The sequence below is a fragment of the Acinetobacter sp. AOR12_HL genome, from assembly GCF_027855275.1.
Taxonomy (GTDB): domain Bacteria; phylum Pseudomonadota; class Gammaproteobacteria; order Pseudomonadales; family Moraxellaceae; genus Acinetobacter; species Acinetobacter baumannii.
The window spans coordinates 33,518-58,982 of sequence record NZ_JAKTIJ010000027.1; the positions used below are offsets into that span (position 1 = coordinate 33,518).

Consider the following 25,465-nt stretch of genomic DNA (forward strand, 5'->3'; position numbering starts at 1 on the left):
CTTGATGATATTGGAATGATGGTGCTAATGGATTAATATTCTAGGCATGATATATTTATTTTAAATAGGATTTTAACACTATATAGCTTCGAGAGTCTTTATGGATAATAAGAAAAGTAACTTTATTGAGTATAGTCGTATTCTTACATTTTGGCGTGATTTAGAAATATTTACTATACCTTCTGCTCCAACTTCAAAAGATAATGATAAATTCACAAAAATAATAACTTTAAGATTTGGTGAGAAACTACCTTGGGAAATGGTGGAATATCAGCCAACATTAAAAGATATGTATATCCATACAGTTTATATTGGTGTAGCAGATCAAGAAGAATTGACTAGACTTGTTTTGCGTAAGATTGTAAGCAAAGAGTTGAGTGATAAAGAACGTGAACGTATTTCGGGTACTGGGTGGTTAGCGTCTTTTACTGTAAACGAAAATGGATGTCTAAGTGCTGATAGCTATGCACCAGCCAGTTATGTATATGGTACCCAGGCTTTAAGTCAAGGAGAGCCCCTTATTGACTTAAATGCAAGACTTACTAGAGCTAAGGAGGAGTTTGCTCAGCGTTGTCATCGCTTAGTTCAATTGAAAGAGGATTATCGATGTTCATGGAAGGATTTGCAAAGTGAAACGGATTTAATTAGATCTATTTTTGCTCATGATGAGCAGATTGGATTAGATTGGCGAGTCGTAGTTGCTACAAAGCGATTACCTAGAAAAAAAGCGTTAGAGGATATTGAACAAGAGGTTAATTATCTGAACTCATTTTATTTAGATGATCTAGATAAAATGCTGAAACAAAGTTCATTAAGTCAACCATTTGGCCAAGCGTTATCTACATATCTCGGGGCTTCAATTATTCATGATAAGCGAATAGATATTTTAAAAAATCATGAAATTATGGGAAAACTTGTCTGTGCAGCCAATTTACCTATTGCGCGTTGGCCTAACGCACCAGATAGACCTTTAGTGTTGGCACAGCAGGCGGTAGTTGCTCATATAGAAAACTCATTGAAAAATCAAGATGGTATTCTCGGCGTAAATGGACCGCCAGGTACTGGGAAGACAACTTTACTGTGCGATGTTATTGCGACGGTTATTACTGATAGGGCTAAGCGAATTTCTGCACTTTCTACACCTGAAGCTATATTTAAACAGCCTATTCGGCTTATGGGACGAAGATTTTCACCCATTGTTGAGGAGTTGGTGCGAGATAGCTCAATAGTTGTCAGTAGCAACAATAACAATGCTGTAAAAAATATTTCACAGGAGTTGCCTGCTACTAGTAAATTAGACAAGCGGTATGAAACAGATTCTTTATATTTCTCTGAAGTCATAAGTGGAGTTTTTGATAGTCAACGAGTTCAGGATGAAAATCAAAAAACAATTCCTGCATGGGGTTTAATTGCTGCGGCTTTAGGTAACAGTACGAATCGGAGATCTTTTGCTCGTGCTTTTTTTAAAGAGGATCATATTGCTGAGAATGATGAGGAGGAGAGCAAAAATTCATTTATATCGATGAAACAAATACTTGAGGATGCAATTCCTCATATTAGTGCTTATTGTCGGAAATGGCACACAGTCAAAAGTGAATTAATTGAATTAATTGAAGAATTAGAGAAAAAGCGTTCAGTTTTAATAAAAGCAGAGCAGGCTTCACTTGTTATTTCAGAATGTATGGAGAAGAAGGAAGAATTATCGGAAACGATTACGCTCAAAAATGAAGAATTAAATAAGCATCAAGATTTATATCGTCAAATACAGGGAGAGTTACAAGACCAGGCTATTTTAATACAATCTAAACAGCAAATATTAGGGCAAATTCAGATATCACATGGACCTCGGTTATGGGATCGTCTATGTGCATTATTTGGTTACCGGACTCACCGTACAGAAGTCTATGATAAGCGAATTAGTGAAGCAACTTTATCATTACAAGAAACTACCGCTCGCTATGAAAAGCTCATCAATGATAAGACATCAAGCCATAAAATTATAAAAATTTGCGAGCAGGAGTTATTGAAATTAAATGATGAGCTTCTTGTAATAAGGCAAAAATGCGACAAGTTGATTTCCGATTTACAGGCGGTACACGCTTTAGGGGTAAGACATGTCATTGGGCCTGATTTTTGGAAATTATCGTTTGAAGAATTGCATAGGACTTCAGTAAATACTTCAGAAATTATCGATGATATTCGTGCCCGTATTTTTATTAAATCGATACAGCTACACAGACTAACGATTTTATCTAATGCCAAAAGATTTTTAAGTAATTTGAGAATGGTCGGGCAAATGCTTTCAGGAAATACCAAAGGTCTTTCCCTTCATGATCGTCCTGTAATTTGGGACAGCCTGTTTTTTGTGGTTCCTGTTGTTTCCACAACTTTAGCTTCATTTAGTCGGCTTTTTGCAGGCATGGGACAAGATAGTTTAGGGTGGTTATTAATTGATGAGGCAGGCCAGGCTACACCTCAATCTGCAGCAGGTGCAATCTGGCGAAGTAAAAGGGCTATTTTAATTGGTGACCCTTTGCAGGTTGAACCGGTATTTACACTACCAGATAGTGTAGTTGAGATTCTACGCAAACAAAATGATGTGGATTTATCTTGGTCTCCTGTCTTCGAATCTGTACAAACAATTGCTGACAGAATAACGCCATTTGGTTCATGGATTGATGATGGTAGTGGAGATAATCAATCAAGAATCTGGACTGGTATGCCCTTAAGAACACATCGTCGTTGTGATGACCCTATGTTTTCTATTGCAAACAGTATTGCTTATGCGGGTCAAATGGTTCAGGGGCGTGTTGACCGCGAAGGAAAGCCTACACCAGCAAATATAGCTTATGATATTGGTGTGAGTACATGGATGCATGTAGATTCAATAGATTTTGCTCATCCTGTTAATTCTGGAGAACTTGATGTATTGATTGATTCTTTAAGAAAGCTTGAAGAAAAGCGAAAAACTACAATTAATAGTTCAAAAATTAAAATATATGTCATTTCACCTTTTAGAAAAGTTATTCAAGCATGTAAAAGCAGTATTGAAGAGGCAGGAATAAAAGGCATTGAATGTGGCACTGTACATACTTTTCAGGGTAAAGAGGCGGATATCGTATTTTTAGTATTAGGTACAGCGAAGGATCGTACCGGGGAAGGAGCTAGAGCTTGGGCTTCCTCAAGTCCAAATTTATTAAATGTTGCTGTGACACGAGCCAAGAGTCGTTTGTATGTGATCGGTAATGTGGATACTTGGTCTAAAATGGACTATTTTTCAACACTCGTTAATATACTTCCGGTGAAAACGGTAAATGTAGTAAACCGATCAATTGAATTAGAATAGGGTGGAATTACTAATTAGAACCAAATTAAAGGCTTTGACTTAGTCGTGATTTCTATGTGGAGAACAGTAATGAGCTCAATAAAAAAACTATACTATTATAGATCATCAATATTTTTTTAAAGTAAATGAATATTCTCTACACAGAAATACCTGTATAGATCTGAATAAAAACAACTTATAATGATTAGGTTGTTTTTATTTATGACCTCTTTGAAAAAAATTAAAAGGTATAATTGTTTATAAAGAAAAATAATATGAAAACATGCTACATAGGATTTAAATCTTTTTGGATTCTATTGAAACAGTTACCACTATTAAAGTTAGAGAGAAACATGCCTTGGAAGCAATTTGTTCAAAAACTGGATAAATTTTGGCTGGAAAAGAAGTCACGAACTGGTGAGAAGTAAATGTTAGATAAGATCAGTAAAATTTTATTATTAATTGGAATATTATCTCTTATAGGCTGTTCCATAATAGATAAAAAAACTTGTATTAATCATTTTAATAATAGGGTTTCTATTTTAACAAAAGATAGTCAAATTATTAAATCAATTAATTTAATTAATAAGAATATATTTTGTGGAGATCAAACGTATAGTGAGTTTTATAATAATATAAATTTATTTCTATTAGGATTAAATAATAATCAAAAAAAGAATTTTTATGTAATCTTATTTTTTACTGAATTCCATAAAAATGATAATGGTGGTGAGTTTATTGAGTTTTTGTTAAGAAATAAGATCGATATTTCTGATCAATATATAGAAATATCAACTAATAATCATTTAATATCTCAAATGAAATATACAAATGAAGAATTATTGAATATCAAGAAACTGGGTGAATTGTTGAAGAAATAGTTAAATTTGATAAAATCTATTTTTATTTACTCTTAATAAGGAATAATTTTGTCTTTACAGCCATCTTATATTGCTGGGTTCTGGCGGAGGACTTTTGCTTTTATTATTGATGTTGTACTAGTGAGTCTATTTTGTGGGCTTATTGTTAGTATTTTTTCGCGTTTATTACATCAGCATCCTGTGATTTCTACTTTAGTGGGCTATTGGTGTGTCATTTTATATTTTGGATTATTGAATAGTCATTTAAATCTAGGAAAAACTTTTGCAAAACAGTTATTAAAAATTAAAGTGCTGGATCTGGAAGGAAAAAATCTATCAGTTCCCTTATCTATTTCACGTGCTGCGATTCTATTTGCGCCTCTATGTTTAATTTCTTTAAGTGATTATATTGAAAACTTAACTCTCTCTTGGGGCATTAAGCTATTATTTATTTGCTTACAAATTTTAATTATATATTTTTATCTTTTTAATAGCCGAAACCGTCGATCGATCCATGATTTTATATCAGATTCGATAGTTATTAACGTTCAACAAAATTATACTAATATAAAAATACCTTCTACATGGCGGAAACATAAAGCTTTTGCCTCTATACTTGCAATTGCTTGCATGGTTTTTGTGATAAATCTAGCTTTATCCCAAGAAAAAAATGAAGAGATTATTCAGACACGATTAAAAGATATGCAGCCAGAAATTATACATATTCAAGAAACTTCAGAATCGATAAACGATAGGAAATTAAATTACTTTGATGTTCGAATTAAAAGCCCAGACAAGCTTAATAATCCTTTTTTTGCACAGCAATTTATTGAAAATTTAAAAAAAGTTACCCCGGCATTGATGGATGGAAATAGTGAGATACTCTTGGTCTTAAGAACAGATCTTCAATTTGGTCTAATTTCAACAGGCCAGTACAGTCTATATTCTGTTGAGCAGAATGATACAGAGTTTAACGTTATAGAGCAGCAAAGTTCTGAGTTCAATCAAATATCCTTTTTATCGATCAACTTCTAACCTACGTTTCAGCTAACTAAAGAATTATTAATGTTAATATTAAGTTGTTTGTTCAGAAAGATTTCTGATATCCGCTTTAGAAGTAAAATTCTGATTTGAGATAGACTTTATCAGTATTCAAACCAAACAACTTATTTGGCTCTTATTTTCAGAAGTTAATTTCTATCTATTCAGACTGAGCTAAGTCACTTTCATGACATGATAATTTATAATAATTAGCTTTTAGTCGTGAAGGGATTTTAAAGCTATAATCCTCACTATTTAACTCTATAGGACTGACAATACATTGGCACTTGTGGATGGCCTCAATGTACTTGAAAATTCTATCTTCGTAAGCCTATTGATTAGTCTACTAAGCTTTATATCAATTTATTGAATGTAGCTTGAGCAAACAAAAATGACCCGATCTATATAAAAATTGGTGAACTTTACTACTTACCTAAAATTCAAAAGTTAGTAAATGAAAAATTTGGTGGCAAAAAAGTTGAAGTCAATAAGCTTGTTTCTGAATTTGCAGACATCAAATAACTAATTTTTTTGTTTAAAATTATTTTCATAGTTAAGTCATGGCAACCGCGGTCTAGCTTTGTTTTATTCAAAAGATTGGATAGAATTTAGTAAACTTTTAATAAGATTATATCCGGAAATAAAAAAAAGAATAAATTTAAACTATTTATTACATCATCAATAGAATAGCTTCATATATTTCAAGCTATAAATATAAAATTATCTAGTACTTGTGAGGTTTCATAATGGGACAATGCTTTTGATCCCTCTAGTTTTACGTTTCCAACATTAGTAAAAAAGCAAATAGAGTAAATTTTACAATATTTGTTTTCATCCATAAGATCAAATAATTATTAGAGAGAATATATAGTATTGTTAGAGATAAAGTATTATTTGAATTATATTTATTTGTAGGAACTTTAGGGATTGATAAATATTTTATTATATATCCTGAAAATATGGGCCAAGAAACAGAACTGCACTATAACCATTATCGCGATTATGATCCTCATAGCTCAAGATATATGATCAAAGATCCGATTGGGTTGGAAGGTGGACTAAATACTTCGGCTTATGTAAATAACGCTACTTAATTGGTGGACCCAATGAGATTACAGCCAGTAGGTGGAAAAATCAGGATTAGGTATAGGTTTCTTATTTCTAAATACTATGGCTGGGTTTGCTAAAAATCCTGAAGATGCTCGTGCTTTAAGAGTATTAGGGGCGATAGGTAATAATAATTTAGCGGCAGCATCAGTTGCAGGTTATGGATCTTATGTTGTAGTAGGCACAGTGGCCGCTGTATCTGCTGCTGCACCTGTAGTAGGAAGAGTGGCTGCGCCATTTATTGGTACTGGAGCACACTTAGAAGGAGCCGGTTTAACTGCTGGAACTGTGGGTAAAGCTGCTGTCACAAGTGCGGGAATTGGTGGGGGGTGGACATAATTTCTCTAGGAGTTAAGTGTAAATGCTTAAAAGATATTAATCTTGTCGTACTGGGCGAGTTGCTGCTGTTAGTGCTGTGACAAGTGGATGGGGCGCTACAACCTCCACTGCTGTGGGCTTTCGGCAAGTTGGTGGGAAAAGTATAGTGTTAAATGTGCCAAATATGGGACAGTTCCTTAAAAATAATGCTTCAGGAATGGTTATATTCGCAAATGAACAAATGATTGGACAAGCTGGTTCGAGAGCTGTTAAAGCTGCGACTGAGAAAGATAAATCAAGTAAGAAATAGTAAGGTGAAATAATGCTAATGATGTTGGTAGAAGTAATTATGGGTGTTTTCATTGCTAATTTTAAAGCATCAGAACACCCTATTATAAGTATAATAATACGTGGCCTTTTGGTGGCGGTAATCGGCTTTTTTATAGCATTATTTTCTTCAATCCTAGAAGGTTGGGACTTTTCGATTGGGTTTGCTTTAATATTCAGCCTGATAATTGGCTTGGCCGTAAGTATTTTTCTGTTCGCGGTAGAGGCTTTTTTTAACTATATTGATAAGAAATGATTTTATATATTAAGAAACGTTAGAGAAGTAGTGATAGGAGTTATAAAGGGAAGTTGAAATGAAAAAAATTGCAACGAATCAATTGAATCTTGAAGATGTACCTACGGACTATAAGTGGAATAGTTTTGTTCAGTTTGCTTTAAGTTTTGATCCTAGATTAGAGATAGACCAATGGAGCGAAAGTGATTATATTAGTCCAAATCGGTTGCCAACTAAGTCGGATTCTATAATAGGATTGAGAAGCTATTTGTACCATCTTCAAAGAGTAAATAATCAAGAAATTAATGATGAAAATACTTTAAAATTTAGAGTGGAAAAAGTATATATTTTATTAAGAGAAAAGTTAAGAGAATTTTAATTTCCTTATATTCTTAATAGAAGTATATATAAATTAACTTAAGTTAGAAAGTAGGAGAACACTAATTTATAGCATATTATATTATTTATTAAATTATATTGGGTGTTATTCTAAAATATGAAATTTTTCTTATCAATATTTATATTTAGTGCATTAACTTTGGTGGGGTGTGATTCATCTAATGTAAAAGTTAAAAGTTCTAATAGTAAGTTAAGTAAATATCAAAAGAATGCAGAAAATGGTGACCCTATTGCCCAATATAATATGGGCGTAGTATATCAACTAGGTTTAAATGGTGAGAAAGTAGATTTGGACAAGGCTGTTTATTGGTTTGAGAAAGCTGCCGAACAGGGTGAAGAGGAAGCTAAAGCTAATTTGGGTATAATTTATTATACAGAGGGAACTAAATATACTAATATTCCTAAGGCTTTAGATACTTTTTCTGAGCTTTCAAAAAAAGATAATAGAGTAGCTCTTAATTTTTTAGGAAGAATGTATAAGGATGGAGTTGGTGTAAAACAGGATAATAATAAGGCTTTTAATCTTTTTAATAGAGCTGCTATTTTGGGGGACTTAAGTGCACAGTTTAATTTAGGTAATATGTATTTTAATGGTGAAGGGATCCCTTTAGACTATGAAAAGGCTACCTATTGGTATAACAAGACTATTATAAATGGGAAAGATGGAGATGCCGCTAAAATACTTGCTGGAATGTACTATGAAGGGAGAGGTGTAGAAAAAAATATTAATAAATCAATTGAATTACTTCAGATTGCTGCTGATCAAGGAGATCAAGAGGCGGCCAAAAATATAGAAATTATAAAAAGAGAGTGTGGTTGTTAGTAAAGAATATATTAAACTGGTCTGGACTAAGATAAATAATATCTAAGCTCAGACCAGTATATTCTTAATTATATAATATTTTTTGTAATTATTATTGGTTTAAGAAAAACTAAATTTATTTTCGAAAATTAGTTTTTTAGTGAAAACTTTATTAATAATTTGAGTCTACTATGATTAAATATTTAAATATCTTTATATTCAGTTTATTATTAGGGTGTAATAGCCTTGATAGTTCAGAAAATTCTGAATTTGTAAATTTGAAGAGCGCAGCAGAAGAGGGAGATATTCGGGCTCAGTCACAAATGGGCGATGCATATTTATTCGGTGAATATGATCTAAATGTAGATTATGAACAAGCTTTTAATTGGTATAAAAAAGCTGCTGATCAAAATGATGCAAAATCACAATATAATTTAGCAATAATGTACCTTAATGGTTATGGAGCAAAAAAGGACTTATCAAAATCTGTAGAATATTATAGAAAATCTGCTTTACAAGGTGATACTGATAGCCAACTTCAATTAGGAATTAGGTACTTAAATGGAGAGGGAGTTGAAAAAAATATAGAAAATGCAAAAGAATGGTTTCAGAAAGCAAAATTATCTGGTAATCAAGAAGCTGATGTTTATTTAGAAAAAATAAATAATTAATAAAGAATATATTAAATTTTTCTGGGTTACATAAATATTATCTAAGCTTAGGATGATATGTGAATAATAAATTTTATTAGTTAATTGGCCCATTTTATACTTTTTAAAGTATAATAAAATTAAATTATAAATTAATCATATAATTTGCTGTAGTAATTGTACTCCAAATCAGTAAGACTTTTGCTTTTTAAGTAACTTAACCCATTAGGTCAACCCTATAGGGCAGCAGCTAGTAGACGGAAAAAAATTAGGATTAGGTATAGAATTCTTATTTTCAAATATTATGACTGGATTTGGTCAAGTTGGTTGGAAAAGTATAGTGTTAAATGCGCCAAATATGGGACAGTTCCTTAAAAATAATGCTTCAGGAATGGTTATATTCGCAAATGAACAAATGATTGGGTAAACTGGTTCAAGAACAGTTAAAGCCGCAACTGAAAAAGATAAGTCAAATAAGAAATAAGGTGAAGTAATGTTAACGATGTTAGTAGAAGTGATCATGGGTGTTTTTATAGAGAACTTTAAAGCTTCAGAACATCCGATTATTAATATTATTATACGTGGCATTATTATTGCTATAGTTATGTTTTTATTGATGATATTTTTAGATCTATCAAATGGTAACAAAAGTTCTATTGGGCTAGGGCTGGCCATAAGTATTGGAGGTGGGCTAATAATTAGCTTAGCTGTTTTTTTAATTGAGATATTTGCAAATTATCTTGATAAGAAATAGTAATGCTGACAGTTATAGCTGAAGTGATTATGAGTATAGATACAAGTGGATATAATGAATAGAAAAAGCTTTATTTGTTGATTTTGGACTATTTAACCTGTTAAAATTTCATAAAATATTTACTTTAGAATATAGGATGGTAGCAAAGTAATAAAAGTAGATTTAATTGGGAAGCACTAAAGTTATAAATGATAGTTTAATAATAAATTTTTGATTTTGAAAGTTTATAAATTATCAATATTTTATTATTTTATAGATAAAAGGTCGTAGGATTAAGATAATGTTTTTTTTTTAAAACTTTAAATTTTTTTAGCTTAAGTTTACTTTTTTGCGCTTATGCTTATAGCGCTACTTATAAGAAAAATAATGAATTTCAATGGGCAGAAGCTGGGAATGTTAATGCCCAATATAACGTTGCAATGAACTTTTTAAACGGAGAGGAAGGTTATCCAAAAGATTATAATCAAGCTAAAAGATGGTTTGAGATAGCTTCTAAGCAAGGAGATGCATCAGCCCAAAATGCTTTAGGGATTATTTATTTAAGGGGGTTGGGGGGAGATAAAGATTTAAGTAAAGCAGAATATTACTATAGACTAGCCGCAAATAAAAATCATGAAAATGCTCAGTTGCAATTAGCTCTTATCTTATTAAATAGTAAAAAAAGTAATAACTTGAAAGAGGCTAAAGAATGGTTAGAAAAAGCTAGCCTTAATGGAAATATAGAAGCTAAGGATAAGCTTAGAGAAATAGAAAATAAATAATATTTTAATAATCAATACTTGGTTATTAAAATATTTTATTTAAGTCGAAAGAATATTTCATTTCTGAATCTTTATAGAGATATTATTTCTTTATAAAGGTTTGAGTTTTCTTTGTCAATCCAGAATAGTATTAGTCTGAAATTATGAAGTTTTTTTTATCAATATTTATATTTAGTCCATTAACTTTGGTAGGATGTGATTCATCTAATATACAAGTTAAAAGTTCTAATAGTGAGTTAAGTAAATATCAAAAAGATGCCGAAAATGGTGACCCTGTAGCCCAATATAATATGGGTGTAGTATATCAACAAGGTTTAAGTGGTGAGAAAGTAGATTTGGATAAGGCTGTTTATTGGTTTGAAAAAGCTGCTAAGCGAGGTGAAGAGGATGCTAAATATAATTTGGGTTTAATTTATATTAGTGATAATTCAAAATATAGAAATGTTAAAAAAGCGATGGAATTTTTTTTAGAAGGTATGGGGGAAAATGACGCAGAATCAATTAATCAATTAGGAATTATATATAAAGATGGTGTTGATACTTCTGTAGATAATACAAAAGCTTTATCTTTATTTAAACAAGCAGCTAATTTAGGGTCGAATAGTGCACAGTTTAATCTAGGAATAATGTATTTTAAAGGACAAGGTGTTAAACAAGATTTTATCGAAGCTAGAAAATGGTTTGAAAGAGCATATAAAACAGGTGGAAATATTAATGCAGCTTATACCCTTGCTGGAATGTATTATGAAGGGAGAGGAGGGAGTAAAAATATTGAAAAAGCACTAAATTTATATCAGTTCGCAGCTGATCATGGAGACCAAGAAGCTGCTAAAAATATAGAAATTATAAAAAAGAATGTGGGTGTTGATAAAAATTTATTAAATTGAACTGGGTTTAGATGAATAATATCTAAGTTCAGGATTGAATATGGTTAATAAATTGAATTAAATTAATATTTTTAAATCTAATATAAATAAGATTTTTATATATTAAGTGCTTAGATAAATATTAATTTAACTTGAATAATTCTTGAGCTGCATATGAATTTCCTACTTCAGCAGACTTTTCAAACCAAATACGAGCTAAGGATAAGTTCTTATCCACTCCTAATCCGTCTTTATATATTTTCCCAAGATGATATTGTGCATTGCTTTCGCCTTGATTTGCAGCTGACAAAAACCATTTTTGTGCTTGAGCATAATCTTGTTTTATACCATCTCCGAGTAAATACATAAGCCCTAAATTATATTGGGCATCAATATCTCCTTGGACGGCAGCTTTCAAATACCATTGAGAAGCTTCTAGCTTGTTTTGAGTTACTCCTCTGCCATGTAAAAACATGGTTGCTAGATTTGTTTGAGCATCTGAATCACCCGCATTTGCAGCATCTAAGTAGTATTTAATAGCTTTCTGATAGTCCTGCTTAATACCTAAACCTTTACTGTAGAAATTTCCAAGTTCATTTAAGGATGCAATGTCACCTTGTGCTGCGGCTTTCTCATACCAATATTTTGCTTTGACATAATCTGGCTTAATATACTCATTTCCCTTGTATAATAAACCTAAATTATATTGAGCATTAACATAACCTTTATTTGCAGATTGAGTGTACCATTCAATAGCTTTTAGAATATCGGCTTGAATATCTTTATATCCTTCCGCATATATTACACCTAAATTGTACTCTGCTTCAGAATCTCCCTTTTCAGCTTTTGACTGAATATCAGTTAAATCAATATTGTTTTTTATATTAGTATTAGTCTGACTAGATTGCTGTTGTTTAGTATTGTCATCTGTTTGTTTTATAGATTTTGCCCATCCTGAATTCAGGATGCTTAAGAGACAAATAGTTAGAAAAATTCTTTTTGGTAACATCTTTTATCCTCTATAGATATTTTACTTTGGCTCTTATTTTCAGAATTTAACTTCTATCTATTCAGACTGAGCTAAGTCACGTTCGCGACATGATAATTCATAGTAATTACCTTTTGGCAGAGAACGAATTTTAAAGCCATAGTAATCACTTGTTGACTCTATAGGGCCGAAACTACATTGATTTGTTTTTGCAAATTTTTCAATCAATTTCAAATTAGAAGTTTGTTTAAATACAGCTCCCCAACCTTCACTCACACAACAGCCCACATATTCAGACATATATTCATCTGAAATAAGCACAACGTTTTGTCCCATAAATTCATAAGGTTTTTTGAGTTTGTATATATCGTTATAGTCTGCTCTTGAAATATTAGGTTTTTTGGCTAGGAAACCTTTTTGTTTAAGAATTTGAAACTTTAAAAAATCTTCAGGACCAGTACCAAGTCCCCGATAAATCGAGCTATTGTCCTCTGCAAAACTATATGAGCTGAAAATGCTAATTAAGCTTAAAAGTAATAATTTTTTCATTTTAAATTTCAAAAGTTATATGAGGCCACAATTCTTTCATATCTTATGAATAGCGTAAAGTAAATGACTGATTTTTATAGTCTACTCATAAAATATAGTATCGGTAATAGTTAGTTATTAGATTATTTTTTTCTTTGAATAAGATGAGATAAGAGAGGGAGGAAAGCAACCTAAATAGTGGCTTTCCTATCTTTTAAAGTCATGAACGTGCTTTAAAAATAGGCTTAATGAAATAAGCTTATTTCTTCTGTTTAAAACGGTATTTACACTTCAAGCAGCGATAGTCCTGAAATATATTTTTATCAATCATTACGCCTGCTTTTTTACCAAAAATATTACCTACCACACCGCCAGTAATGCCTGCACTGATTGCACCGACAAATGTTCCTACAGTTCCACCAACAATTACACCTAATGGTCCGGCAACAGTACCAATCGCTGCCCCTACAGTAGCACCAGTTGCGGCGCCGCCTACAGTACCTGCCGTAGTGCCTGCAGCTGTTAATAAAACACCGCCAGTGGTTTTAAGTAATTTGTCATGATCACGTGTTTCAATTTCTGTAGAACCACATTTCGGACATTGCAGTGTTTTTTCCATAAAATTTTCCTGTCTTTCATCATTGAGCGACGCAGTGAATAGTGCGAGATCTATATGTGGGTAAAGCACTGGGTTAGATGAAGTGTCTTTTTCCTAGAAGGGCATCGCAACAATATACTTTGTCAGCCTCGATTTTAGCTGAACATAAGCACAAATAATTATAGATCATGTAAACACTTGTATTTTAATCATGATCTGTTGAATATAGGCTAATTGCTTGTTTTAGAATGAATAAAGAATACATAAAATATCTCAGAATTAATTATTGTGAATTAAATTAGAAATAGGCATATGGCATAATTGGTTTGTTCTGAAGGCCAATTGTTTGTAAACCCCAAAATAATAAAGGCTTATCCTGTTTGAATAAGCCTTATTTGAAGATTAGAGTGATTTTTTCCAACTCAAAATTGTATATAGCCCAAACATAAAGGCTATCCAGATTGGAATGAGAATTACCGACTTTTCAAAGCCTTGAGTCCACATGATATATAAAATCATGCCAATAAAAGTCAAAACGATATAGTTACTCAAAGGTGAAAATAGGGCAGGAAATTTGGCAACTTTATTTTCAAGCTTCATCGAACGTTTAAATTTTAAATGGGTAAAACTAATAATTGCCCAGTTTAAAACCAAAGCTGCTACAGCCATGTACATAAGATAGCTTAAAGCTTCTTCTGGTATGAAATAGTTAAGTAATACACACCCAAAAATTAGAATAGAAGAAAAGGTAACCGCGGATGTAGGTACACCTTGTTTGCTTACTTTTGCAAAAACTTTAGGTGCGTTGCCTTGAACTGCTAGCCCGTACAACATACGGCTATTGGCATACATCCCACTGTTATAAACAGAAAGGGCAGCAGTTAAAATAATAAAGTTCAGTAAATGTGCTGCCCAACCAATGCCCAGTTGGCTAAAAATCATGACAAATGGACTCTTATCTAAACCGCCAAGGTCCAGTTGATTCCATGGAATAAGCGACATAATAATTGCCAGCGAAGCCACGTAAAAAACCAAAATTCGGAAAATAACTTGGTTAATGGCTTGTGGAATACTTTTTTCAGGATTTTCAGCTTCAGCAGCGGTCATTCCAATGAGTTCAATACCGCCAAATGCAAACATTAAAAAAGCGAGCATATAAAATAGGCCCGAGAATCCATGAGGGAAAAATCCGCCATGCTGCCATAGGTTTGAAAAGCTAGCGATAGAGTCACTACCCGCGGTAAGCAGTAAATATAAGCCAAACACAATCATTGAAATGACCGCAGCAACCTTAATAATAGCTAACCAAAATTCAGATTCGCCATAAAATTTAACATTGCCCAAGTTCAAGCAAGTGACCAGCCCAAAGAAAAATAAAACTGAAACCCAAGCAGGGATATGAGGCCACCAATAATGTACATATTTAGCCACGGCGGTAAGCTCGGTCATGGCAACCAAAATGTACACTACCCAATAATTCCAGCCCGATAAAAAACCGGGAAATCTTCCCCAGTATTTTTGTGCAAAGTAGCTAAAAGAACCGACTACAGGCTCTTCGACAATCATTTCACCCATTTGGCGCATGATTAAAAATGCAACCAAACCGACATTGGCATAACCCAAAATGATTGAAGGACCAGCAGATTGAATGACTTGTGCCGAGCCTAAAAATAGTCCTGTGCCCACAGCACCACCCATAGCGATTAACTGGATGTGACGATTTTTAAGTCCACGTTTTAGTTGGGAAGATGAGTTACTCAAAATACTATGCGCTGAATAAAGAAGCCGGCGTTATTGTAATAGATTGAAAAGGGATAACCTAGTTTGAAAATGAATATTGCTTTGATATAAAAAGATTCGCACAAAACTGTACGAATCTTTTTTAGAAAATGACGTTTTTATAAATTAGAAAGAAACCATTTTGCCCGGATTAATCATTGCACCGAGGCCATACATGCTTTTAGCGAGTGGAATAACAACTGGGGCAAGGGTACGACCAAAAATAATATTTTGATGGTCAATTTTAGATAACATTTCAAAGTCATTCGATTGGCCAACAAAATCATTTGCGATGGCTTTACCAATACGTACTGTCTGCGCTACGCCATGACCGCTCCAGCCGTGAACAGCATAAATCGGGAACTTGTTGCCAAATTTACGGCTATCGACTGCACCATTTACCGTTAAATCAGTAGTTCCACTCCAGACGAAATCCATCTCTAGATTTTTAATTTGCGGGAATACGGTATGAATTCGATGCTCTAGATAATTTAGAGTTTTCTCTGGTCCCCAACATGTTCCAGTACCTTGTCCACCAAATAATAAGCGGTTATTAAAGACAGGGCGGTAGTAATCAATCTGGAACTGAGTGTCATAAACCGGATGTCCAAATGGCAAAAGCTCTTTGGTATCAAGCTCTAAAGGAGCGGTGGTCGCGACATAAGTGTAAAACGGAATAGTGGTATTGTTCTGTTCAGATAAAAGTTTAAATGAAGCATGGTGTACCGCTAAAACCACAGACTTTTTGGCTTTCACGACTGCATTTACTGTGTGAACATAAATACCATCTGCTTTTTCTTCTATTGAAATAACTTCTGTTTGCTCATACACAGAGCCGCCGTTTTGGCAAAAGCCATATATTAAGCCACGGTTTAAAGCCAACGGATGGATTTGTCCACCTAACTCATCAATTAAACCACCTGTATAGTAGTCTGACTTAATAAAGTCCATGAGTTCATGTTTACCCACAATACGGGTATGGTCTTCACCTAAGTATTTTCGGGCATCGGCACCTTGTGTTAAGCCAACCAAATGTCCCTCGTGAACGGCGGCAGTAATATGGCCGTATTTACGGTCAAAGTTGAGTTGGTATTTTTCAGAGATATCATCAATCAGTTGCATCGCTTCAGTAGAAGTAAAATGCCATAACTTTTTGGCATCTTCGTAGCTGAGTCGATCGGCCATTTCTTGAGCTTCCCAACGTGCTAAACCCGGGGTGAGTTGTCCACCATTTCGACCTGAAGCTGCACTACCAATACGATTTTTTTCTAATAAAACCGTATCTACACCTTGTTCAGCTAAATGTAAGGCAGTTGATGAACCTAATAAGCCACCACCAATAACAACCACATCACACTCGATGTCAGCATTTAAACTGTCAAATGTATGCCAATTCGAGAGGGAACTTTCATAGTAGTTTGCTGGGTTATCTACCGAAGTGCCGTTAACCGTGGATGTATCAAATTGTGCATGTTTTGGATTTAACCAGCTCCATTCTTTACCCACTTGTAAAGACTGACTTGGTTTGTATTCCACATCTTTTAAAAGTTGAGGTTTAGAAATAATTTTCATGACGAAGTTCCTTAAAAAATTAATAAGCATTACTAATTGCAATACTTTGTTTTTTAATCGTTTTATAAATGAATAGGAGAATGCCTAAAGCCAACCAGAAACATCCAAAAGTCAGTGAAGACGAGTCGAGATTGAGCCATAAACAAATAATGCTGACGACCGATAACAGCGGTAAAAATAGGTTTAGAAATTTATTTTTAAAACCTGAACGTTGCTTATCTTTAATATAAAATTTCATAAAAACTGAGAAGTTTACGGCTGTAAATGCAACGAGCGCACCAAAACTGATCAGACTGACAACTTGAGCTAAATCTAAGAAAATAGCCGACATTGAAATAAGCCCGACAAATAAAACCGAGAAAAAGGGTGTCCCTAAAGAGCTATGGATGGTTCCAAAATACTTTTTAGGGAAAATATTGTCGGTACCCATTATATACAGTAAACGCGAAGCACTGGCATGTGAGGCAAGGCCAGAGGCGACAGTGTTCATAATTTGTCCGCATAAGAAGATGGACTGAAACAAAGCACCACCGACATAAAGCACAATTTCTGGTAACGCTTCTGAAGGATGGTGAAAACGGACATTGTTTGGAAAATAAAGCTGAATAAACCAAGCGGCTGTGAAAAAAATAGCTCCGCCAGCAAGTGTAGTTAACATGACTGCACGGGGGATATTTTTGGTGGGTTGTTTGGTTTCATTTGAAAGGGTGGTGACCGCATCAAAACCCAAGAATGAAAAGCATAGAACGGAGGCCCCAGCAACAAGTGGTAACAGTGATTGCTGACCATGCCATAGGGGAGCCAAGGTAAGTACATGTTCGTAACCTTGGGTAGAGCCAATACCCCGGACCACTAAATATACAAAAATGACCATGAGGATAATGGGTGCGAACACAAACACGAGGCTTAAGTTGGCAAGTAACCGAATACGGAAACAGTTGACTAAAGTCACAAGGCCCGCCGATACCAGCACCCAAAACCAATAAGGCAAACTTGGAATCAGTGCGGTGAGATAAATTGCAGCCAGTAACACATTGATGAGTGGTAATAACAGATAGTCGAGTAGAGAGCACCAACCGACAAAAAAACCACTTTTGGGTCCTAAGCTTTCGGCAGTATAACTGTAGGCTGAGCCTGATTTTTCCGAATTTTGGCTAAACCTTGCGTAGCTCCAAGCAGTAAGCAACATAGCACCTAAAGCAAGCAAATATGCGAGAGGGACATGACCATTGGTAATTCCGGAAACAATACCGAAAGTATCAAAAACCGTCATGGGGGTCATATAGGCAATACCAATAATTGTCACTTGCCATAGCGATAATTTTTTTAAGGAAGACGCTTTATTTTCCATGTCTTTTCAACCTCAAATTTCGTTGTTTTTGCTTTTCATCCAGAAAGGCGATGCTATTTTTAGGCCAAAACTTCCCCTAGACCTGAATAAACAAGTCTGTTTGAAGAAAGTTTGAACAACAGCTAGGGCTTAGAGTGCTATATCACCTTGGTGGTACACTAAAGCGGGAATAAAAGGCCAATATTCTTTGCTTTTTAGATGACAACCAACTGGAAAGACTGACAGGGTTGCGAGAAAAACTGTTGATCAGTCTTAGCTTTAAATAATGTCCCGGTTCTGATGCTAATGTCATTTGAAGTAATGACTCGAGATGAATCATTCATAATGACCGCCTTTTGCTTAATGTTTTTGAGTTTTGGCATAAGTAGTTTTTCAAGGGCCGAAACTAAAATATCGGTCGCAATGACACCGATAAAATGGTCATGAATCATGACAGGGTGAGCAATGGTAATGGTATAGGCACCATTGCAAATATAATCCACATAAGGACCATGTATGCATGGACTTTTATTTTGTGCAGGTTTATGGAACCACTCAAATGAGCGGAAATCTAAAAAGCGCTGCGCATTTTGGTAGTTTTCAAGTTTCGCTTGTTGTAATTGATCTTCTTTTTTATACCACCATTCTAGCGTCCAATAGTCTTGCTCATCTTGAGTTGCCGGACTATAGCTAGCAAAACCCGTACCTTGACTATAATGGCTCTGAGAGAGAGCTTTTTTAATTTCTTTCTGCAAAGCAGCGCGTTCTGAAGTTGAAAGCTTAATATCTGCATTTTTTTCAGAAGCGTGTTTCGACAGAATTTTACTTGCTTTACTTGCGAGTGTTTCCGTAATAGAGGTTGTTTCGTCAACTACCGTCTTTAACAAATTTTGAAGCTCTTCTACATCTAAATGTTGGGTCATTCCTATAACTCCTAAAATTCCATATTCCTAACTTGTGTATTAATAAGCCATCTCATTTCTTATTTTTATTCTTTTTATTCACTCGATAACTTATATCGAAGCATTTGGTCAGTGAGCATTGAAACAATTTTTCTGGCTTGAATAACAGCTTCATTTTCATTGTTGTCAATAAAAGACGACAAAAGATGGTGATATTGTTTTACAACTTCACGGTGAAAATCATCATCTTGATAAAGCACGGCAATGAGCGGAGCCCATTCAGCCTGAATAGTGAGTTCCTGATTTGCCAGTCTTGAAGATTGGGCAAATGAGGTGAGTGTGAGTAAACAACGTAAATCAAGCTGTGCACGTGTATCTGCCTCAACGGCTTGTTCAAATTGATCAATTAACTCTTTGATTTTGTTAAGTTCGTATTCAGTTGTTCTTTGAGCGGCCAGATAGGCACTATGACTTAAAATTGCACTATGAAACTCACCTAAATCGGCAAGATACTCATTTGAAGCTTGGCGCAAAGGATGTTGATTTAAAAGTAAATCCGAAGGTAGCTCACAAACAAAACTTCCACCATTTCTTCCGCGACGTGTATCAATTAAACCCTTTACGCGTAAAGTATTTAAGGCTTCGCGAACGGTAATTGGTGAAACTCCCATTAAGCGTGCTAAGTCTGCTTCATTAGGAAGTTGTTCATTGCTTTTGAGCAAACCAGAGATAATTGCATTTTCCAAGCGTTCTACAACTTGTTCCGAACGAGTTGCTTGAGCAATAGGCGCAAAAATTATCGTATATGCTGACATGGCGAATTCTCTAAAAGCTAAGTCAAAAGACTTAGCTTAATGAAGCGGATAAATAGTTATTAAAACACGCCATAACCATGGACAGCCTGTTCATCTTCAGGCACAGCAGGTATTGCATCCCAAAGTTCAACAATTTTGCCATTATCGACTCGCCATAGTTCAAAATAGGCATGTCGATTTCCGGCAATACTGCCTTCGGAATGTGTCAATACAAATTGACCATCAGCAATGGAGCGATGCGTTTTTGAGTATACCAAACCTTGTCCTTCATTACGGATATTGTTCAAAAAATCAATCACGGCTTTAACGCCATCACCAATATCTGGACTATGTTGAATGAACTGATCGCCGTCGGTATATTCTTTAAAGGCTTCATAATTTCCATCGATTAATGACTTCTTGAAGAAAGACGTCACAATCTCGCGGTTTTTCTCTGGGTCATGGTGAGTTACGATTTCAGTCGGACCATCTAGTTGAGTTCTACCGCTTACATTCGGCGCAGCTTCTGCCACAAGACCATCCCAATGCTCGACAATTTTGCCGTCTTTTACTCGGTAAATATCAAAACCAACCAATGGGTTTTCATCTAAGCCTTGAAAGCGGCCATGAATTGCAACCAAGTCACCATCTGCTAGTACACGTACAGCTTCGTGTTGCATATCGGGACAATCTTCTACCAATTGACGAAGACCTGAAATACCATTTGCAACGAGTGGTGAGTGCTCTATAAAGTCTTCAGAAAAATAACGGTCTAGAGCAGTGGTGTCATGCAAATTAAAGAGTTCGTGATGGGCTTTAGTCACCAAGTCTTTCATTTCTTGCTTATTCATTTTGATCTCCTTTCAAAACGCATTGTTATTATTCGTTTGAACTCATCACATGTTTAACACGGGTATATTCTTCAAAACCGTAACCAGATAAATCTTTACCATATCCTGACTTTTTGAAGCCACCGTGTGGCATTTCCGCGGTTAAAGGAATATGGGTATTAATCCAAACTGTACCGAAATCAAGTTCACGTGACAGGCGTGTTGCACGAGCATGGTCTTTGGTCCAAACACTTGAAGCTAGGCCATATTCAACATCGTTGGCTTTTTCAATGGCATCATTTTCATCTGTAAATTTCTGAACCGTAATTACTGGTCCAAAAATTTCGTTCTGAATGGCTTCATCATGTTGTTTTAGGCCACTAATAACAGTCGGTTCAAAATAGAAGCCTGGGCGGTCTGCCTGTTTTCCGCCTGTTTCAACTTTGGCGTGAGCAGGTAAGTTGTCGATAAACGCTTTAACATTCTTTAATTGATTGGCATTGTTAAGTGGACCATAAAGCGCGTCTTGATCATCTGGATCGCCAAAACGGGTATTTTTTGCAGCTTCAACGAGTTTAGCTAAAAACTCGTCATGAACAGTTTCAGCCACAATCACACGTGTTGCAGCAGTACAGTCTTGGCCTGCGTTGAAATAGCCTGTTAAAGCAATCATTTCAACGGCTTTATCAAGATCGGCATCTTCAAAAACCAGTACAGGTGCTTTACCGCCAAGTTCAAGATGAGCTTTTGCTAAATTTGCAGCAGCAGAAGCAGCAACTTGTAATCCGGCGCGAACTGAACCTGTAATCGAAACAAGAGCAGGGGTTTTGTGTGATACAACTTTTGAACCGACTTGTGCTTGGCCTAACACCACGTTAAATGCACCTTTCGGAAAAAATGGTGCAGCAATTTCTGCAAGTAAAAGGGTACTTTCAGGAGTTGTGTCACTTGGTTTTAATACGACAGTATTACCCGCTGCCAAAGCAGGAGCAATTTTCCAAACCGCCATCATGAGTGGATAGTTCCAAGGTGTAACTTGGCCGACCACGCCGACTGGTTCGCGGCGAATAGAAGAAGTTAAACCTTCTAAATATTCGCCAGTTGCTGTGCCATCGAGTAAGCGGGCAGCGCCTGCAAAGAAACGAACTTGATCTGCCGATGCACCTACTTCTTCAGATGCAATTAAATGTTTTAACTGACCTGTATTGCGGCTTTGCGCTTCAATCAAACGGTCAGCATTTGCTTCAATAGCATCTGCCAAGTTAAGTAATGCTTTTTGACGAGTCGAAGGTGTACTACGTCCCCAAATTTTAAATGCTTCTTTTGCAGCAGCATAAGCTGCATCAACTTCTGCTTCGGTCGCATTCGGCGATTGTGCATAGACTTCACCAGTGACTGGGCTTACCAAATCGAAGAAATCATTTCCTTTGCTAGCAACATATTCGCCGTTAATGAAGTGTTGTAGTTGAGTTTTAGCCATTTTTTATACCTTGTCCTTAGGTTTTAACATATAACATATAATACTATATGTATTATGTTTTAAATTTTCTGTCAAATGCTTTGATGAGGGGAGTGAGTGAAAAAGTGAGAATTTAAATCAAATTAGATTTTAAGTTTTTGATTTTGATTATTTAAAAAAATTAAAAATTTATTGAGGATTGTTAGAATAGGTTCATCATGAGGATGGCGCTTTTAGATTTAACGAGCAGCGATAGAGAAATTTTTGAATGAAAGGGAATGGATGAGCTCAGCCGTATAGTTGGCTCACCCCATGTTTAATTTAAGTTTGAATGCAGTGATTAGGTCTTATGGCTAGCAAGTAAAATACTAGTTTCACTGTTGTAAATACCTGAAATATTTCGAATTCTCTCTAATACTTTATCGAAGTTTTCTAAAGTGTCTGAACGTAGTTCAACCAAAATATCCCATTTACCGTTGGTTTTATGCAGACATTCAACCGCACTTTCTAGGCGTAGTTCTTTAATTACAGACTGTGCTTTGGTGCCTTCGACCATAATGCTCATCCATGCACGGATAACATTCCGTTCCGCATTTGGTTTAAAACGAACCGTATATCCGGTAATAATGCCCGAAGATTCAAGATACTCCATTCTCTTTTTAATCGTTGCTCTTGAGACGTGAACTTTTTCGGCTAACTCGGTTACAGACATCCGTGCGTTATCTTTAAGTAAACCTAAAATAATTTGATCAATATTGTCCATAATGTAATTGTCAATTATCAGATTGGTAAAAAATAATTCATTTTTTACTGAATTACAAATTTTGTGAATCAATTTGATTTTGAATAATAAGGTCATCAGTTAACCTGAATAATTCAATTTAATGGACTAGATAAGATGAATAATTTTGCAGTTTCTCGTGGTGACTTTAACGAGTGGATGGTCCCGGTATTTGCACCGGCAAATTTCATTCCGGTACGTGGTGAAGGTTCACGTATCTGGGATCAAGAAAATAAAGAATATATCGATTTTGCAGGCGGGATTGCAGTAAATGCATTAGGTCATGCGCATCCAGTGGCAGTCAATGCGTTAACAGAACAAGCAAAAAAACTTTGGCACGTCGGTAATGGCTATACAAATGAACCCGTTCTACGCCTTGCAAAACAACTCACTGAAAATACATTTGCAGACAAGGTTTTCTTCTGTAACTCAGGTGCAGAAGCGAATGAAGCAGCTTTAAAACTTGCGCGTAAAGTTGGGCTAGACAGTGGTGTTGCTGGCAAAAGTGGCATCGTTGCATTTAACAATGCGTTCCACGGCCGTACTTTATTTACCGTTTCGGCAGGTGGCCAACCAAAATATTCACAAGACTTTGCACCACTTCCAAATGGCATTAATCACGTTGCTTTTAACGATTTAGAAGCTGCAAAAGCAGTCATTAATGAGCAAACTTGTGCAGTCATTGTTGAGCCAATCCAAGGTGAAGGCGGAGTTATTCCTGCTGACATCGAATTTTTAAAAGGCTTAAGAGCACTGTGTGATGAGTTCGGTGCCTTACTTATTTTTGATGAAGTACAAACTGGTGTCGGCCGTACAGGTGCACTATATGCCTACATGAACTACGGTGTGATTCCGGATGTACTGACTACTGCAAAAGCCTTGGGCGGTGGTTTCCCAGTCGGTGCAATGTTAACAACTGATAAGTTTGCTCCGCATTTTTCTGTCGGTACACATGGTACGACTTATGGTGGTAACCCGTTAGCAAGTGCGGTTGCAGGAGCAGTCTTTGAGTTTATTAATACACCTGAAGTGCTGAATGGCGTTAAAGAGCGTCACGACTACTATAAAAACGCTTTAAATCAATTAAATGAAAAATATGAAGTCTTTAAAGCAATTCGTGGCAGTGGTTTATTGCTCGGATGTGTTTTAAAAGACGAGTTTGCTGGTAAAGCAAAAGATATTAATAACCTTGCGGGTGAAGAAGGTTTACTGAGTCTTATTGCTGGTCCAAATGTAGTCCGTTTTACACCTTCTTTAATCGTTCCATTTGCTGATATTGATGAGGGCTTAAAACGCTTTGAACGTGCGCTTGCTCGCTTTGTGGAAATTCAAAAGGATGAACAAGCAGCATGATGATTATTCGCTACATTGAACCTAGGGATGTTAATGACCTTTACCTGTTGGCGCAAAAAGCAGGTTTTGGCTTGACATCTTTGCAGCCAAATATGGAAAAACTTGCTGCTCGTATTGAGAGGGCGTGTAAGACAGTCGCAGGCGAACTCCCAAAGGCAGATCAGGTTTACTTATTTGTTTTAGAAGATACTGAACTCAACAAAGTTGTTGGCGTTTGCGGTATTGAAGTCGCTCTTGGTTTAAAAGAGCCTTGGTACAATTTCCATGTAGGAACCCAAGTTCACGCTTCAGAACCCTTAAGTGTTTATAACGCTTTACCTACTTTGTATTTGAGTAATGACCATACTAACTGTAGTGAGCTTTGTACTTTATTTTTAGATCCTGACTATCGCTTAAATAAAAATGGCAAATTTTTATCTAAAGTCCGTTTCTTGTTTCTCTCTGCCTTTCGCCAATATTTTGAAGAAACGATTGTTGCCGAAATGCGTGGATACTCTGATGCAAATGGGCAGTCACCATTTTGGAATGCGGTAGGCCATAAGTTTTTTAATATTGAATTTACCAAAGCCGATTATTTGAGTGGGGTGGGACAAAAGGCTTTTATTGCTGAGCTGATGCCAAGACATCCACTCTATGTTGATATGCTGCCTGATGATGCTAAAGCCGCGATTGGTATTGTTCATCCCAATACTCGACCAGCCTACAATCTCTTGCTTGAAGAAGGACTGCGCTACAAAGGCTATATAGATATTTTTGATGGTGGTGCAACGCTGCAAGCAGATATTGAAAATTTACGAGCAATTAAAGAAAGCCAGATTTTAACTGTGCAAGTTGTAGAGTCTATTCCTCTTAGTTCAGGTGATGAACCCTATATTGTGGCCAACGATAACTATGAAAATTATCGAGCCATTCTTGTATTCGGCACACCTTATCAGGAGTTATTGCAAATAACAAAAGCACAAGCAAAACAATTAAATGTTGAAAATGGCTCTTTAGTTCGTGTGCTAAGTGTCCATGTTAAACAGGACTCGAACCCACAGATAGTGAACAAACTTAAAGAAACAGAGCATTTGCGAATGGCTATTAATTAAGCAGAAATACTATAC

24 protein-coding genes and 3 pseudogenes are annotated in these 25,465 nt (G+C 35.4%); 16 read left to right on the forward strand and 11 right to left on the reverse strand.

The window, feature by feature from the left end:
- Positions 1-100 precede the first annotated feature (100 nt).
- From MKL36_RS13740 to MKL36_RS13810, 14 genes and pseudogenes are all read left to right on the forward strand, one after another.
- Complete coding sequence (locus MKL36_RS13740; protein ID WP_021510610.1) at positions 101-3,346, forward strand: DEAD/DEAH box helicase; 3,246 nt, start codon at positions 101-103, stop codon at positions 3,344-3,346.
- Between the two features lie 407 nt (positions 3,347-3,753).
- Complete coding sequence (locus tag MKL36_RS13745) at positions 3,754-4,206, forward strand: hypothetical protein (RefSeq protein ID WP_021510608.1); 453 nt, start codon at positions 3,754-3,756, stop codon at positions 4,204-4,206.
- Positions 4,207-4,254: 48 nt separating this feature from the next.
- Positions 4,255-5,220 (forward strand): RDD family protein, encoded by a 966-nt coding sequence (locus MKL36_RS13750; protein ID WP_021510607.1) that lies wholly within the window; start codon positions 4,255-4,257, stop codon positions 5,218-5,220.
- A 280-nt stretch (positions 5,221-5,500) separates the two neighbouring features.
- Positions 5,501-5,748, forward strand: a pseudogene (locus tag MKL36_RS13755) (MetQ/NlpA family ABC transporter substrate-binding protein); the annotation flags it as partial.
- Between the two features lie 443 nt (positions 5,749-6,191).
- Positions 6,192-6,311, forward strand: a pseudogene (locus MKL36_RS13760) (RHS repeat-associated core domain-containing protein); the annotation flags it as partial.
- A 40-nt stretch (positions 6,312-6,351) separates the two neighbouring features.
- Positions 6,352-6,672, forward strand: a complete 321-nt coding sequence (locus MKL36_RS13765; protein ID WP_227521653.1) for a hypothetical protein — start codon at positions 6,352-6,354, stop codon at positions 6,670-6,672.
- A gap of 145 nt (positions 6,673-6,817) precedes the next feature.
- Positions 6,818-6,961 (forward strand): hypothetical protein, encoded by a 144-nt coding sequence (locus tag MKL36_RS13770; protein ID WP_002041943.1) that lies wholly within the window; start codon positions 6,818-6,820, stop codon positions 6,959-6,961.
- A gap of 12 nt (positions 6,962-6,973) precedes the next feature.
- The gene (locus MKL36_RS13775) at positions 6,974-7,234 is read left to right on the forward strand and encodes a hypothetical protein (RefSeq protein WP_021510604.1); all 261 of its coding nucleotides are present in this window, start codon (positions 6,974-6,976) and stop codon (positions 7,232-7,234) included.
- A gap of 58 nt (positions 7,235-7,292) precedes the next feature.
- Complete coding sequence (locus tag MKL36_RS13780) at positions 7,293-7,592, forward strand: hypothetical protein (RefSeq protein ID WP_000717400.1); 300 nt, start codon at positions 7,293-7,295, stop codon at positions 7,590-7,592.
- A 117-nt stretch (positions 7,593-7,709) separates the two neighbouring features.
- Positions 7,710-8,435, forward strand: a complete 726-nt coding sequence (locus MKL36_RS13785) for a tetratricopeptide repeat protein (RefSeq protein WP_021510603.1) — start codon at positions 7,710-7,712, stop codon at positions 8,433-8,435.
- Positions 8,436-8,605: 170 nt separating this feature from the next.
- Entirely contained in the window at positions 8,606-9,085 is a 480-nt protein-coding gene (locus tag MKL36_RS13790) for a tetratricopeptide repeat protein (protein WP_021510602.1), read from the forward strand.
- Positions 9,086-9,557: 472 nt separating this feature from the next.
- The gene (locus MKL36_RS13795) at positions 9,558-9,818 is read left to right on the forward strand and encodes a hypothetical protein (RefSeq protein WP_000957066.1); all 261 of its coding nucleotides are present in this window, start codon (positions 9,558-9,560) and stop codon (positions 9,816-9,818) included.
- Positions 9,819-10,102: 284 nt separating this feature from the next.
- Positions 10,103-10,579, forward strand: a pseudogene (locus MKL36_RS19065) (SEL1-like repeat protein); the annotation flags it as partial.
- Between the two features lie 143 nt (positions 10,580-10,722).
- Positions 10,723-11,466: a tetratricopeptide repeat protein gene (locus MKL36_RS13810; RefSeq protein ID WP_021510599.1), complete on the forward strand. Its 744-nt coding sequence runs from the start codon at positions 10,723-10,725 to the stop codon at positions 11,464-11,466.
- A 121-nt stretch (positions 11,467-11,587) separates the two neighbouring features.
- Here MKL36_RS13810 and MKL36_RS13815 read toward each other — a convergent pair whose 3' ends face one another.
- From MKL36_RS13815 to MKL36_RS13865, 11 genes are all read right to left on the reverse strand, one after another.
- Positions 11,588-12,454, reverse strand: a complete 867-nt coding sequence (locus tag MKL36_RS13815) for a tetratricopeptide repeat protein (RefSeq protein ID WP_021510598.1) — start codon at positions 12,452-12,454, stop codon at positions 11,588-11,590.
- Positions 12,455-12,511: 57 nt separating this feature from the next.
- Positions 12,512-12,982, reverse strand: coding sequence for a hypothetical protein (locus MKL36_RS13820; protein ID WP_021510597.1), 471 nt, complete (start codon positions 12,980-12,982; stop codon positions 12,512-12,514).
- A gap of 238 nt (positions 12,983-13,220) precedes the next feature.
- Positions 13,221-13,580: a hypothetical protein gene (locus MKL36_RS13825; RefSeq protein ID WP_000416092.1), complete on the reverse strand. Its 360-nt coding sequence runs from the start codon at positions 13,578-13,580 to the stop codon at positions 13,221-13,223.
- Between the two features lie 381 nt (positions 13,581-13,961).
- Entirely contained in the window at positions 13,962-15,320 is a 1,359-nt protein-coding gene (locus tag MKL36_RS13830) for an amino acid permease (RefSeq protein ID WP_079747750.1), read from the reverse strand.
- A 144-nt stretch (positions 15,321-15,464) separates the two neighbouring features.
- Positions 15,465-16,910 (reverse strand): NAD(P)/FAD-dependent oxidoreductase, encoded by a 1,446-nt coding sequence (locus MKL36_RS13835; RefSeq protein ID WP_021510595.1) that lies wholly within the window; start codon positions 16,908-16,910, stop codon positions 15,465-15,467.
- 19 nt (positions 16,911-16,929) lie between these two features.
- On the reverse strand, positions 16,930-18,261 hold the full coding sequence (locus MKL36_RS13840; protein ID WP_000428074.1) for an APC family permease: 1,332 nt from the start codon (positions 18,259-18,261) through the stop codon (positions 16,930-16,932).
- 194 nt (positions 18,262-18,455) lie between these two features.
- A complete protein-coding gene (locus MKL36_RS13845) occupies positions 18,456-19,163 on the reverse strand; it encodes a cache domain-containing protein (RefSeq protein WP_000191921.1) in 708 nt (235 codons plus the stop codon).
- Positions 19,164-19,237: 74 nt separating this feature from the next.
- Positions 19,238-19,957 (reverse strand): FadR/GntR family transcriptional regulator, encoded by a 720-nt coding sequence (locus tag MKL36_RS13850; protein WP_001277431.1) that lies wholly within the window; start codon positions 19,955-19,957, stop codon positions 19,238-19,240.
- Positions 19,958-20,016: 59 nt separating this feature from the next.
- Positions 20,017-20,787, reverse strand: coding sequence for a nuclear transport factor 2 family protein (locus MKL36_RS13855; RefSeq protein WP_001041177.1), 771 nt, complete (start codon positions 20,785-20,787; stop codon positions 20,017-20,019).
- Between the two features lie 28 nt (positions 20,788-20,815).
- Positions 20,816-22,246 carry a gamma-aminobutyraldehyde dehydrogenase gene (locus MKL36_RS13860; RefSeq protein WP_021510594.1) on the reverse strand — a complete coding sequence of 477 codons (1,431 nt, stop codon included), beginning with the start codon at positions 22,244-22,246 and terminating at the stop codon, positions 20,816-20,818.
- 319 nt (positions 22,247-22,565) lie between these two features.
- Positions 22,566-22,988: an Lrp/AsnC family transcriptional regulator gene (locus MKL36_RS13865; protein ID WP_002001056.1), complete on the reverse strand. Its 423-nt coding sequence runs from the start codon at positions 22,986-22,988 to the stop codon at positions 22,566-22,568.
- A gap of 135 nt (positions 22,989-23,123) precedes the next feature.
- Between MKL36_RS13865 and MKL36_RS13870 the strand changes: the two genes are divergently transcribed.
- Positions 23,124-24,359: an aspartate aminotransferase family protein gene (locus MKL36_RS13870; protein WP_021510593.1), complete on the forward strand. Its 1,236-nt coding sequence runs from the start codon at positions 23,124-23,126 to the stop codon at positions 24,357-24,359.
- A complete protein-coding gene (gene astA, locus MKL36_RS13875; protein ID WP_021510592.1) occupies positions 24,356-25,450 on the forward strand; it encodes an arginine N-succinyltransferase in 1,095 nt (364 codons plus the stop codon). Before MKL36_RS13870 ends, astA begins: the two co-directional genes overlap by 4 nt.
- Positions 25,451-25,465: the final 15 nt, after the last annotated feature.